At 56.1% G+C, this 14232-nt stretch carries 5 protein-coding genes; 4 read left to right on the top strand and 1 reads right to left on the bottom strand.

The genetic code is table 11. The annotated features are described in order from the left end of the window. Positions 1-112: 112 nt before the first annotated feature. A complete protein-coding gene (locus Pla100_RS09110; RefSeq protein WP_231602884.1) occupies positions 113-1909 on the top strand; it encodes an FAD-dependent oxidoreductase in 1797 nt (598 codons plus the stop codon). On the opposite strand, the gene Pla100_RS09105 is transcribed toward Pla100_RS09110, so the two are convergent. Continuing rightward, entirely contained in the window at positions 1910-2503 is a 594-nt protein-coding gene (locus tag Pla100_RS09105) for a thioredoxin family protein (RefSeq protein WP_146577416.1), read from the bottom strand. Positions 2504-2763: 260 nt separating this feature from the next. On the opposite strand from Pla100_RS09105, the gene Pla100_RS09100 reads away from it, so the two are divergent. From Pla100_RS09100 to Pla100_RS09090, 3 genes are all read left to right on the top strand, one after another. Further along, positions 2764-3738 (top strand): phytanoyl-CoA dioxygenase family protein, encoded by a 975-nt coding sequence (locus tag Pla100_RS09100; protein WP_231602883.1) that lies wholly within the window; start codon positions 2764-2766, stop codon positions 3736-3738. A 348-nt stretch (positions 3739-4086) separates the two neighbouring features. Then, a complete protein-coding gene (locus Pla100_RS09095; RefSeq protein ID WP_231602882.1) occupies positions 4087-6483 on the top strand; it encodes an AMP-binding protein in 2397 nt (798 codons plus the stop codon). Then, a complete protein-coding gene (locus Pla100_RS09090; protein WP_146577414.1) occupies positions 6480-14225 on the top strand; it encodes a type I polyketide synthase in 7746 nt (2581 codons plus the stop codon). The genes Pla100_RS09095 and Pla100_RS09090 overlap by 4 nt, the downstream gene beginning before the upstream one ends. Positions 14226-14232: the final 7 nt, after the last annotated feature.

Raw genomic sequence — 14232 nt, 5'->3', positions numbered from 1 at the left:
GTCGCAGAAGAAGTTCTTGTGCTAAAGTAGGCGTGTGTTCATGACAATCGGGATACTGTCCATTTTAGATCCAATACATTGAATAGGCTCGCGGGTTAGGCGTACCACCACCATGATGTTTCGATTGACGTTCTTTGCTGTCTTGTTGCTTGCGCCGCGAGGGTTCGTGCCTGCGGCCGACGTCCTAATCTATGGAGCAACTCCGCCGGGCATCGCCGCCGCGCTCGCCGCAGCGGAGAACGACCGTAGCGTGATGTTGATCGAACCGACCGGCCGGATCGGCGGGATGGTCACTCACGGCCTTTCTCACTCGGATTTCCATTGTTTCGAGGCGCTCGAAGGTCCTTTCCTTGCGTTCAGCCAACGCGTGCTGAAACACTACGAGACGACCTATGGTCGGGACTCCGAACAAGTTCGCGCTTGTTGGCGGGGGACGCATGGCGAGCCGTCGGTCAATCTGCTCGTCTTGGAACAGATGCTCGCTGAGAAGTCTTCGATCCAGATCATGACCGACCATCGTCTCGCCGGCGTCACCGTCACTGATCAATCCATTGCGGCCGTGACGTTTTCGGACCGCGACGGCGATCCGATCGAGGTCACTTCCCGGATCATGATCGACGCGACGTACGAAGGCGATCTGCTCGCGGCGGCCGGAGTGCCTTATCGCGTCGGACGCGAAGCCCGATCCGAGTACGGCGAATCGCTTGCGCCTCAAGACGCTGATGATCAGGTCCAAGGATACAACTATCGACTCTGCATGACCCAGGTTCCGGAAAACTGCATCCCCGTACCGGTTCCCGAGAACTATGATCGAAAGGATTACACGGCGTTGGTGCCGCTAGTCCGATCGGGCCGATTTCGCTCGGCGTTTGGTTATCCGGGCAGTCCGTTTGTTCTCAAAGCGCATCTGCCGAGTTTGCCCAACGGAAAACGCGACATCAATGACGTTTCCAATGGATTGGTTCGTCTTTCCATGCCCGGTCACAATCGCGAGTATCCCGAAGGCGACCTTCCAACGCGGCTTCGGATTGAACGCGAACACCTCGACTGGCAACTCGGATTGATTCACTTTGTTCAAACCGATCCTGAACTTCCTGAAGCGTTTCGAAAGGAGGCTGCGACGTGGGGTCTTTGCCGGGATGAGTTTGCCGACACCGGTCATATCCCGCAGCAGATCTATGTTCGCGAAGCTCGCCGCATGGTCGGTCAGAAGATCTATACCGAAGTCGACACCGAGTACGCGCCGGGCGACGCCCGAGCTCGCTTGCATCTCGATTCGATCGCGGTCGGCGAGTACAGTCACAACTGTCACGGTACCGGGCACGAAGGACCGATGATCGGTGGGCGACATACCGGCGAATTTTACAAAGGTGTGGCACCGTATCAGATTCCCTATGGCGTCATCGTTCCGAAGCGACTTCGCAACTTGATCGTGCCGACCGCGTGCAGTGCCAGTCATGTGGGGTTTTGTGCGATCCGATTGGAACCCATTTGGATGGCGCTCGGCGGCGCGGCCGGTCACGCCGCAAGTATGGCATGCGATGGCAACCTTGCCGTTCAAGAAATTGACGTCGTCGCGTTGCAGAGAAGGATTTGGTCGCATGGCGGCGCGACGATTCACGTCAGCGATGTGCCGCCGAGCGATGCCGATTTCATCGCCGTGCAGTGGTGGGGCGGACTGGGTGGGTTGCACCAATTAGAACCCGGCCCCGCGAAACCTGGTGCGCGCGGAAAGCACATCACCAGCCAATACTACGAGGCCTTTCCGGGACACGCTGCTAAGCTCAACGAAACGCTCGATGACGAGTTACGCAAGCGTTGGTCTGAAATCGCAAAACGACACGACTTGCCGATTCCCGAATCCGCCGTCACCCGAGGCGACTGGATCCGCGCCTTGTTTGATCGATGATTAGCTGATGCCCGAGGGGTTGAAGTAGCTCGGTTCGTTGCCGGGTTTCCATTTGATGTTGCAACCGATGGCGGGTTTTTGATCGGTCGGCGGGGTTCGTCCGACAATCGCCTCATCCAGCGCCGCACGCAGGTCCGCGCCCGTGACGGGCAAGTCGGTCTTCGGGCGACTGTCGTCGAGTTGCCCACGGTACACCAACTTTTGATCGGCATCGAACAGGAAAAAATCAGGCGTGCAGGCGGCACCGTAGGCGATCGCGACCGATTGATCGGCATCGAGGGCATAGGGGAATCCGTAAACTCTCGCCGCTTTTTCCGCTTTCATTGCCTCAAAATTGTCGTCCGGGTAGGCCTCCACGTCGTTGCTGTTGATGGCGACGATTCCCACTCCGTGCTGCATGTATTCATCGCTGAGCAGTTTCAACTGCGCAGCGACATGCTTGACATACGGACAGTGATTGCACATGAAAATCACTAAAAGAGCTTTCCGGTCTCGGAAATCCGACAGTGAAACGGTCCCGCCGTCGGTTTCGGGAAGGGTGAAGTCGGGAGCCGAAGTGCCCAGAGGCATCATTGTCGAAGCGGTGCGAACCATGACGAGTTCCATCAGGAATCAAGGTTGGGGACGGGTAAGGTCGATGACCTCGAGGGTGTCCCAACGGCATCGATTTGGAAAGGGGGGGCACCAGCATGGATAGCCCTAAAGGGCGATTCTGTGAAGAAGATTGATTGACATCGAACTTTCGGGAATTAGTAAAGTGGGGGGCCATGAACGATATTGATCGAGAATCGCCCTTTTCTCTTTTGGGCGACCTGTCGAATCAGGACGTTCCACGTCATCTGGAGCTTGCTTGAATGATCACAACTTGTGAAGTTGAAAACCGTACGGACTACTCTGAGATCGATTCGCGTGGATTCTTGTTGATCCGTTCGTTTTTGAATGAAGACCAGATTCAGAGGCTCCAAACCGACTTCGAGGCGGCTCCCTTGGAGGTCAACGCCAACTATAGCGTGCGGCGAATTTCGGCCGCCGTACAAGAAACGTTGCAAGGCCAACTCGACACGGTCAATCAGCGAATCGCGGCCGAGTCGAGTGTTCGCGTGGATTTACTCAATGATGGTGTGTATTTCGCGACGTACTCTGAGAAGTCGACTTTGACGAGCTTGCGACCGGGACCTCAGCAGTTTCCGTGGCACCAGGACCACGAGACGTATTGGCTGTGGAATGACATGCGAAATTATCTGAATTTCTATCTTCCGATTGTCAAACCGGTCGTCGAAAAGTCCAACTTAACGGTCGTCCCGTTCGATCGATTTGAGCAACGAGTGCCTGATTTGCATCGCAAAATGATCGGTCGCGGGGCCTCGAGGGTGTTACCGTCGGGCAAGAGTTGGATTATTAAGGACGACGACCAAGGCGGAAAGATTGGTCGTTTGCCGTTCGATCCGAGCGAAATCGAGGAAACACCGCAATTGCGTGCAGGAGACCTCTTGGTCCTTCGAGGGGACATCATTCACCGGACCCAAGACGCCTCAACCCGTCGTGTGGCGGCCTCGTTTCGATATATCAACAGCGAAACGATCGTTCCTCGAACTTCATTGTCGCGTGGGAGTGTTGCCAAAGCCCTCATGATGCTCAATGCACGGTATTTATTCGAACCGGCGTTTGAATTGTTCGATCAGTCCGCAGCGACCGAGTTGACGGCGGGTAAACTCGATGCGCATCTTAAACGGGTGATGCTGGAGCGTCGCGAGGGAACCCAATCGGCCAATTCCGGACGTTTGGCATTCCTTTCGCGACTGCTGAGCGAAAAACTTCGTCGCCGGTAGACCGCGTCCGAGGAGGGGGATCCCCCTTTTCCGGCGGAGCCCTCCACGGGCCGCTATCATAGGTAGCTGGCATGGGCGGGTGGCAAGTACCCTCCGTAGCACTAGCTTTCAGCGGTAGGCTAGATAAAATGAGGGCTTTATTCGCCCGGTTTGGCATGAAAAAGGTAGGATTGGCATTACTGCTCGCTATGGAGAGCGATTCGCTTGTGCGTCGTATTTGGATAACTGATTCCGACGCTCGAAAACTCTCTAGACGTACGTGCGATGAACTTAGATCCACAATTCAATGGAACCACCTCTTCTGACCATACCGATCCGGTGGACAGATCTCACTCGATGCGATCAGGGGTGACACGTTCAAGCTCATCAAACGCAGGCCAATCGCAACTGACCGATGGTCGTTGGGGTGACGGCACGACGTTGGTCGATATCCTTAGCTCGCGAAGCGAGACGTGCCCCGAACGCATCGCGTTTCGATTTTTGGAAGACGAATCGGATTCAACGACGATCAGCTACTTCGCGCTCGATCGTGCGGCGCGTCGGATCGCGGCCGGATTGCAGCAGCAAGTCGAACCGGGATCGAGCGTGGCGTTGGTTTTCCCGCCCGGCCTGGACTTCATCAAGTCGTTCTTGGGATGTTTGTACGCAGGTGTGTTAGCGATTCCGGCAACTTACCCCAAGCCGAAACGTCCCTCGGCAAGGTTATCGGCGATCGTCGAAGACGCACGTCCTTCGGCAGTTTTGGCAACACGTCGAGTTGTCGATTTAATCGGTGATTCGGCGGTATCGAATCAGTTGGGCGATCCGACTTGGTTGAGCAGCGACGACCTCGAAGCGAATCCGCATTCGAACTGGAAAAAACAAAACGTTCAGCCGTCGGACTTGGCCTTCCTTCAGTACACATCGGGATCGACCAAGGATCCTCGAGGGGTGATGGTCAGTCATGGCAATATCCTGCAGAACTTGGAAATGATCCGTCAAGGATTTCAACTCTCCCATCACGTCGGTCAAGTCGGCGTATGTTGGTTGCCCGCGTACCATGACATGGGATTGATCGGTGGTATTTTGGAATCGTTGTACATCGGCGGCACCACCGTTTTGATGTCACCGTTGGCGTTCTTGCAGCGACCTTCACGATGGTTACGCGCCATCAGCGACCATCGGGCTGTGGTGAGTGGCGGTCCGAACTTCGCCTTCGAACTTTGTATGCGAAAAATCAAACCGGAAGAACTCGAAGGCGTCGACCTGAGTTCCTGGGAAGTCGCATTCTCCGGTGCCGAGCCGATTCGGGCGACGACGATGCGTCGGTTTGCACAAACGTACGGTCGTTATGGATTTTCGAAATCGGCGTTTTACCCTTGCTATGGATTGGCCGAGGCAACCTTGTTGGTGACCGGTGGAAATGGTCCCGGCGAGATCGCGACTTGCACGGTCGACGCAGTCGAATTGCAAAAGAACGGCCGGGCGGTCGATGCCAAGCCAACTCACTCGAGTGACGGGCAACCGCCGAGTGAGTCGACCGCTTCTTCCATCGAGTTTGTCGATTGTGGTCGCGCTCCGATGGATGAAGAAGTCTTGGTGGTCGACCCTGAAACTTGCTTGCCCTGTCATGACAACCAAGTTGGCGAAATTTGGGTCCGCGGCGGAAATGTCGCACAAGGTTATCGCAACCGACCGGTCGACAATGAAGCCATTTTCAGTGCTCGCTTGGCCGACGGACGACCGGACGCATTTCTGCGAACGGGTGATCTTGGATTTCTGCGAAAAGGATCATTGTTTGTAACCGGTCGTCGTAACGAGCTGATCATCATCCGCGGACGCAATCACTATCCCCACGACCTGGAAGCCACCGTCCAAAGCGGTTCACCCCATTTGATTCCCGGAGGCGGCAGTGCGTTCTTGATCGATCGCGGTGGCGACGACCATTTGGTCCTCGTTCAAGAAGTCGATCGCGGTTCGAAACAAGAAGATTGGCAGCAGATCATTCCGGAGATTCGTCGCAGCGTCACAGCAGAGCACGATGTATTTGTTCATGAGGTGATTTTGATCCGGATGGGAACCCTTCCCAGAACGACGAGTGGTAAGGTCCGATACTCCGAAGTCAAACAACAATACACGCAGGGCGAACTGGCGATCGTTCATCAATGGTCGGTCGGGCAATCGGTCAATTCGAGCGCCGCCTTCGCAGATGCCGCGACAGGTGATGCAAACCGTCATGATCGCGATGGTGTCTCGTCGGTTCCATCGGCGGAGGATATTGAAGCGGCCTCGATGAATGATTTAATGCGACGTTTGGCCGCGACTCCGCCGGGCGATCAAGAAGCGATTGCCGAGGAACTCGAAATGTTCTTAACCCAGTGGCTGATTTATACGTCGGGAACCAATGACCAAGACTTCGATCCCGACCGGCCGTTTGCCGAGTACGGGCTGGACTCGCTATCGTCGATGGAATTGATCGCTCAGCTAGAAAAGAACCTCAAACTGAAGCTTTCGCCGACGATCGCTTGGACGTATCCCAACCCCTCGTCGCTCGCGTCGCATTTGGCGGAACTTCATCGCCAGCAGTGGGAATCCGAATCGGTGCCCTCGATGGATGCTGCGTCGGAACCGCAAGGGACGACTGAAAACATGGACGACGAAATGAACGATGACTTGAACCAATTGCTCGCCAAGTTGGAAGAAATGCCCGACGACGAGGTCGCCGAAATCTTGGCCGCCCAAGAACAAATGGAGCATCTTCAATGAGTTCAGCGTCCGAGAGGATGGCCAACCTATCGCCTCAGAAGCTGGCATTGCTTAAACAGGCGATGGCGAAGTCCGCCACAACGATCTCCGAACCGATTGCGGTCGTCGGAATGGGATGTCGATTCGCCGGAGCGTCGAACATCCAACAGTATTGGAATCTGATCCGCAACGGTGCGGACATGACCGGTGAGATTCCCGCCTCGCGGTGGGACGTCGATGCGTTCTATGACGCATCGGGAAGCAAACCCGGTAAGATGCCAACCCGCTGGGGTGGCTTTATCGAAAATATCGATCAATTCGACGCCGCGTTCTTCGGCATCTCGCCCCGCGAGGCCGAGAAGATGGATCCGCAACATCGGTTGCTGTTGCAAGTCGTTTGGGAAGCTCTCGAATTCGGTGGTAATTCTCCGGCGCACCTACGTGAAACCGCGACGGGCGTGTTCGTCGGCGTCGGGGCAGTCGACTATTCCCGTATCCCGGTTCAATTAGATAATTACTACGAACAGATTTCGGCGTATTCGGGGACCGGCAATGCCTTGAGCATCGCGGCGAACCGGATCTCGTATACGCTGGACCTTCGTGGACCGAGTCTGTCGGTCGATACGGCGTGTTCTTCCTCCTTGGTCGCGGCGCACTTGGCGGTTCGTAGTTTGCGGAGCAAGGAATGTGATGCCGCGATCGTCGGTGGTGTCAATGCGATCTTGACCCCGGAGACCACGCTCGCATTTTCTCAAGCGCAGATGCTATCGCCTGACGGAAAATGCCGGCCGTTTGATGATGGTGCTAACGGATACGTCCGTGGCGAAGGTTGCGGCGTCGTGATCTTGAAACGTCTGTCCGATGCGATCAGCAACGGAGACATGATCCTGGCGACGATCCGCGGCAGTGCGATCAACCAGGACGGCACCACATCGGGGATTACCGCGCCTCGCGGGACGTCGCAGGTCGACGTCATTCGCCAAGCCCTCCGCGATGCGGGTTGCCAGCCCGATGACATTTCCTATGTCGAAGCCCACGGGACCGCGACGCCGCTGGGCGATCCGATCGAATTGGGAGCGCTCGCGGAAGTCTTTCGCCGACGTACCCATCCGGAATCAAAAACCGAACCCGCGCCGTGTTACGTCGGTTCGGTCAAAGCCAATATCGGTCACACCGAAACGGCGGCTGGAATGGCATCGTTGCTCAAAACGATTCTCATGTTCCGCCATCAAACGATCCCGGGACAACTCAATTTTCAACGCCTCAATCGACACGTTGACCTGGACGGCAGTCGCCTCAAGGTGGCCGCTACGACGATGCCCTGGTCGGCGACACCCACGCCGCCCAAAGCGGGAATCAGCAGTTTTGGGTTCGGTGGTGCCAACGCGCACATTGTCTTGGAGGGTCCCGGAAGCCGAATGCCGGCAGCGTTGACGCGTCCGGATCGTTCGAAACACGTTTTTGCGATATCCGCTAAGACACCAGATCAACTCAAGGAACTCGCCGCGCTTCATCGCGATCAGCTCAGCGACCCGGCGTCCTATCCGCTTGCCGACGCCTGTCATACCGTCGCGGTCGGACGATCACCGCTGCGACATCGCTTGGCGGTCGCGGCGGCCAATGCCGACGAACTGAAGAAAGCGTTGACCGCTTTCGTCGATGGAACGTCGACCCGCAATATCAAGCTCGGCGCGACGCGAGGGGATCGACGACGCAAGATCGCGTTCTTGTTTCCCGGCCAAGGCACTCAATCGCCCGGAATGGGGCGGCAATTGTTTCAGACCCATCCGGTCTTTCGGCAAGCCCTGCAAGAGTGTGACGAAATCCTCGCCGATCTGATGCCACAACGTTTGTTGCACGTCTTGTACGAAGACGACTCCGACAATCCGCTCGTTCATCAGCCGCAATACGCGCAACCGGCTTTGTTCGCGATCGAGCTTGCCACCTCGCGGCTGTGGCGATCGTTCGGGATCGAGCCGGCGGTCATGATGGGCCATAGCATCGGCGATTATGTGGCGGCCTGCGAAGCCGGTGTGTTCTCGTTGGCGGATGGTTTGAAGTTAATCGCTCATCGCGGCCGTTTGGTTCAAAGCCTTCCGCGCGACGGCATGATGGCAGTGATCTTTGCCGACCGCGAACGGGTTGCCGATTTGATCCTTCCCTACGGCAATGAAGTCGCCATCGCGGCCCACAATGGTCCCGAGAACGTCGTCATCTCGGGACGAGCCGTAATCGTCAACGAGCTGATTTCTCAGTTCGACGCTTTGGGGGTGAAGTCACGGATGTTGGAAGTCGCTCACGCGATGCACTCACCTCTGCTCGATCCGATCCTGGATGAGTTCGAACATCACGTCGGGGAGGTTGAATTCAAACCGGCCGAGATCCCGTTGATCTCCAGCCGTGACGGGCGACGCATCGATCAACGAATCGCCAAGCCGTCTTATTGGCGTGAACATCTTCGCCACACCGTTTGTTTCGTCGATGCAGCCGAAACGTTGCAAACGTTTGCCATCGACGCGGCGATCGAAGTCGGACCCGGCACGACGCTGTGCGGGCTCGCCAGCCGCGTATGGAACAAAGAGGCCATTTCATGGTTGCCGTCGATGCGAACCGGCCAAGACGATTGGGACGTGCTGAGCAACAGTCTGTCGGAACTTTACATTCGCGGATTCAATATCGATTGGAAGTCCTACGACGAACCTTGGAATCGGCGTCGGATCGTATTGCCGACCTACCCGTTTTCGAAAACGTCGTTCTGGTACGACATGTCCAGGCGGCACACCGGGCATTCCGCTCCTCACATCGCCAGCAGCGCCAACGCCCATCCGTTGGTTGGTGCGAACATTCCGATGGCGGGAGAGGAAACCGTTTTTGAAGTCGCATTGGCCTCGCAGTCACCGACGTTTCTCGCCGATCACCGCGTCGACCAGAGCGTGGTGGTTCCCGCCGCAGCTTATATGGAACAAGCGATCGCGGTAGCCCGGCAACTCTACGGCGATGGCTGCCACCGCTTAGAAAATCTCTCGATCGAACAACCCCTCGTGTTGACCGACGATCAACGCCGCATCGTTCAAATTCACGTCGGTCCGGATCTCCGTGGCCAACGTTCGATCGAAGTCCACAGCCGACCCGAGACGTCCAAAGAGGCGACCCCGCCCTGGACGTTGCACGCTTCGGGTACCATCCACCGCGGTTCCAGTGAAGAGAACGTCGCCAACGCGATCGAGCGATCCGCGATCCAAGAACGAATGACGCAGCAGATCAATCGCGACGCGTTCTACGAACGAATGTCCGCGAGCGGACTGCGTTACGGAACGACGTTTCAAGTGATTGACGAATTGCACGTCGGCCAAGGGGAATCGTTAGCACGAATGAACCTCCCCGAAGTGCTCCGCAACGAATTGGTTGATTACGCTTTGCACCCGGCTGTTCTCGATGGATGTTTGCAAGCGATGGCCGGTGTGGTCGCCGACCCGAATTCAAACGAACAGGCCGAGTTGGTGTTGCCTGTCGGGATCGATCGGGTTCGTGTTTTGGCCGAAGTTCCTATGGGGCCGTTGTGGGTTCACGTCCGCCGCAAAAACGGAAAATCTACCGACGACAAGATTCAAGCGGATATCCACTTATCGGACGAGACGGGCACTCTGATCGCCGAATTGATCGGAGCCACGGTGCAACGGATTGGTAACCGACGATCGACCAAGACTCGTAAACCCGAAGACCTCTTGCACGAGGTGGTTTGGAACGAGGCTCCACGTGAAGCGGCTCCGACAAACTCGCCGACCGCAACGACGAATGGTCCGTGCTGGTTGCTGCTGGCCGATCCGATCGGGCTGGCATCCGGACTCGCCAAACAACTTCGCTCCCAAGGCCGACACGTTCGTATCGTCAAACAGGGAACCACCTTCGATTCCCAAAACGTCGACAGCGAACTCGCGTCGCGAATCGTCCAGATCGATCCTCTGGACCGCTCGCATTACGAGCAATTGTTTGACGAATTATCCAAGTCCTCGCCAGAGGATGAATCGACTCCGTGGACGATCGTCGATTTCTGGGGGATTCGTTCGACCCGCGAAGAAGACATGGAAACGCCTCATGATGACCTCGCCAAGGAAATCAATTCGCACGCTTTGTTGATGTTGACCACGTTGGCGAAATCGTCATCGGTCAAAATTCACCGAACGTTCATGGTCACCCAAGGCGCGATGGCAATTTCATCGCGTGATTCGGTTTCGCCGTCCCAGACGTCTTTGTGGGGATTGGCCCGGACGGCCATGGTCGAGATGCCACATCTGATGATTCATTTGATTGATTTGGATCCATCGCAATCGCCAGCCACGAATTCACCGAAGTTATTGGCCGAACTCACCTCGGTACCAAGTTCGCAAAGCGACAACGATGACCAACTCGCCCTGCGAGGGGAGCAACGCTTCGTCGCCCGTTTGCAGGCCGCTCCGGATCGCTTAAAGAAACTCGGTTCATCGACCGGCTTGCCTCGCAGGGGGCGGTTCAGCTTGCGTGTCGGAGACGCATCGAGTTTTGATGATTTGAACTATGTAGCGATCGGTGAATCGAATCTGCAATCCGAAGAAGTCGAGATCGAAGTCCACAGCACCGGATTGAACTTCAGTGACGTGCTCAAAGCACTCGGATTGTACCCCGGAATCCAGGACGAAATCGTGCCACTAGGCATCGAGTGTGCTGGGGTCGTGACCCGCGTGGGCGAATCGGTGGATCGCTTTCAGATCGGCCAACGGGTCATGGGTGTGGCTCCGTATGGATTTGCCTCCCACGCGACGACGGCTCAGTACGCGATTGTTCGGACGCCGGAAAACTTAACCGATGAACAAGCCGCATCGATTCCGATCGCTTTCTTGACGGCTCATTATGCGTTGAGATCGTTAGCAAGATTATCCAGTGGTGAAAAAGTTCTCATTCATGCCGGTGCCGGTGGCGTCGGCCAAGCCGCGATTCAGATCGCCCAATCGGTCGGGGCGGAGATCTTCGCCACCGCTGGCAGCGACGAGAAGCGTGACTTCTTACGTTCTCAAGGCGTCGAGCATGTGATGGACTCGCGTTCGCTCGATTTTGCCGACCAAATCATCGAGATAACGTCCGGCTACGGCGTCGATGTCGTTCTCAATAGTCTGCCCGGCGAGGCGATTACGAAGAGTTTGTCGGTGTTGGCCGCCTACGGTCGATTCTTGGAGATCGGCAAGACCGATATCTATCAAAATCATCGAATCGGTTTATGGCCGTTCCAAGACAACTTGTCGTATCACGCCATCGATTTAGACCGCATCCTGCGACAACGGCCTCAAGAGATCGTTCGTCTTTATGATGAAATGATGCCGCTGTTTGAGCAAAAGGTGTATCAGCCGACGCCGCTGACCTGCTTCCCCGCCGAATCGGTGATCGATGCGTTCCGTTACATGTCGACGCGCAAGAACATCGGCAAAGTCGTCGTCTCAATGCCGGTTACCCAATCGAAGCCGTCAAGTGTTACAACGAAATCACTGACACCGAGTTCCAACGGGAAGCCAGCCTCCAACGGCAAACCAAGCGTCAACGGTCGACATGTTTCGGAGCCCGCGTTGAATCCGAATTCTGTCGGCGACATCGGTTCCGGATTGACGTCCGCCGCCGGCACGATTTTGATCACCGGTGGTTTGGGTGCCTTGGGTCGTCAGGTTTGTCGTTATGCCGTCCGCGAAGGGGCCAAACACGTGGCGATTTTGACGCGTCGCGAACCGCCGAGTGACGACGCCATGTTGAATGAACTTCGCGGTGAAGGCGTTTCGATCGCGATCTTGCGAGGTGATGTTTGTGATCGTCGCAGTTTGACCAACGGTTTGAGTCTTTTGCCCGAATCGTTCCCACCGATTCGCGGTGTGTTCCATGCCGCCGGCGTCCTTCGCGATGGTTTGATGTTGCGAATGGATTTGGACCAACTCGATCAAGCGATGGCTCCCAAGACGCAGGGCACGTGGAACCTGCACCGTGTCTTGACCGGCCCGTTGGATTTTTTCGTCTTGTTCTCGTCCGTTGCGGGCGTCATCGGTTCACCCGGACAAGCCAACTATGCCGCCGGCAATGCGTTTTTAGATGGGGTGGTGCGCTACCGTCGTCGTCGCGGATTGCCCGCGACTTCGATCGCTTGGGGACCTTGGGATTCCGAAGGCATGGCCGCCGATCCCGATATCCGACGACAACTCGGCGAACGGGGAATGACCCCGATCGCGCCGGAAGTCGGGATCGGTTTGCTCGATCGAATTCTGAGAAAGGACTTGAGTGCGAAGCACGAAAACGATCCGGAAACATCGAGCACGAGTTTTGCAATCGTCGATGCTGATTGGCGCCGAGTCGTCGCAAGTTTGCCCGATGGTGGGTCGAGTCTCTTCCGAAATTATCAATCGTCCAGTGGAGCGTCCGGCAACCAATCGGCTTCCTCCGGACGTGACGAAGCGTTGTATCAACGGTTGAAGTCGGCCGATCGGAAAACGCGATTGGTCGAACTACAGTCGATCATTCAGGCCAACCTGGGAGACGTAATGGGAATCGATGCCGATTCGATCGAAGTGGACCAACCGCTTGTTTCGCTCGGACTCGATTCGTTGATGGGAATGGAATTGCGGAGCAAGTTGGAATCCAAGCTGGGAGTCGGAATTCCCATGTCGGCTCTTTTCGATGAGCCCAGTGTGATGTCGTTGGCCGAAGTCGCGTCGGCGGCCTATGAAGACTCATCGACTTCAGCCGATCCATCATCATCGCAATCAAAATCAACCGAGTCGCCGACCAAAGCCTCGAAGTCACCTTCGAACGAAAAACAACCGAGCCTATCTCGAGCTTCTGAGAATCGCGGTCGAGCCGGGTTGGTTCCATTGGGTGGTTCGGCGGTGCACGCCACAACGTCATCGAACCCACCGCTGTTTTGTCTTCATCCGATCGGCGGTGATCTGCGATGTTATGACAGTCTCGCCCGGAAGATTACCGATCGTACCGTCTACGGGTTGCGAGCCAAGGGTCTGCAAATCAGTTCCCAACCCCATCATTCGATGGAACAGATGGCGACGGACTACATCGACATCATTCGTGAGGCATTCCCTGATGGACCGTACTGTTTGCTCGGTTGGTCGACCGGCGGGATCTTTGCCTATGAGATCGCTCGAAAACTGCAGCAAGCTAATCCTCAGGTGCAGTCGTTGGTAATGATCGATACTCCCTTGCCCCAGGTTTTTGACACGGTTGATCTCGAGGACAACGCCAAGTTCCTGGTCGATTTGATCGAGTTCACAAACTATTTCGCCAATACCAACATGCAGTTGAACTACGAATCGCTGCAGGGTCTTTCCGAGGAAGATGCGATCGCACACGTCCTCAAATTAGCCATCCACCACAACGTCTTGCCTACCAGTACCACGCAGGAGTATTTGCGACGATTGGTTCATTTGTGTGAACGACACGTCGAAATTTTACAGAACTATCGGCCTGATCCGTCCGAGCTTTCCGTTCACTTGCTGTGTCCACAGGAACAAGGAATGTTGTCGCGGGTGACCGGACACACCCTCACCGAAGATCTCGGATGGGGCGATTACGGTGCGATTGAAATGCATCATGTTCCGGGTCACCACTTTACGATGATGACGAGCCAGCACGCCGACGCGATCGCCGGAAAGATTTCCGAGGTCCTTCGAAAAGACGCTGCCAAAGTTTTGTCATCGGGATCCCGGCCCGGTTCTGGTTCCGTTGTATCCCATCGCTAGGAGGTCG

The organism is Neorhodopirellula pilleata, assembly GCF_007859915.1.
Classification (GTDB): Bacteria; Planctomycetota; Planctomycetia; order Pirellulales; family Pirellulaceae; genus Rhodopirellula; species Rhodopirellula pilleata.
This window is presented reverse-complemented; position numbering and strand designations above follow the sequence as displayed.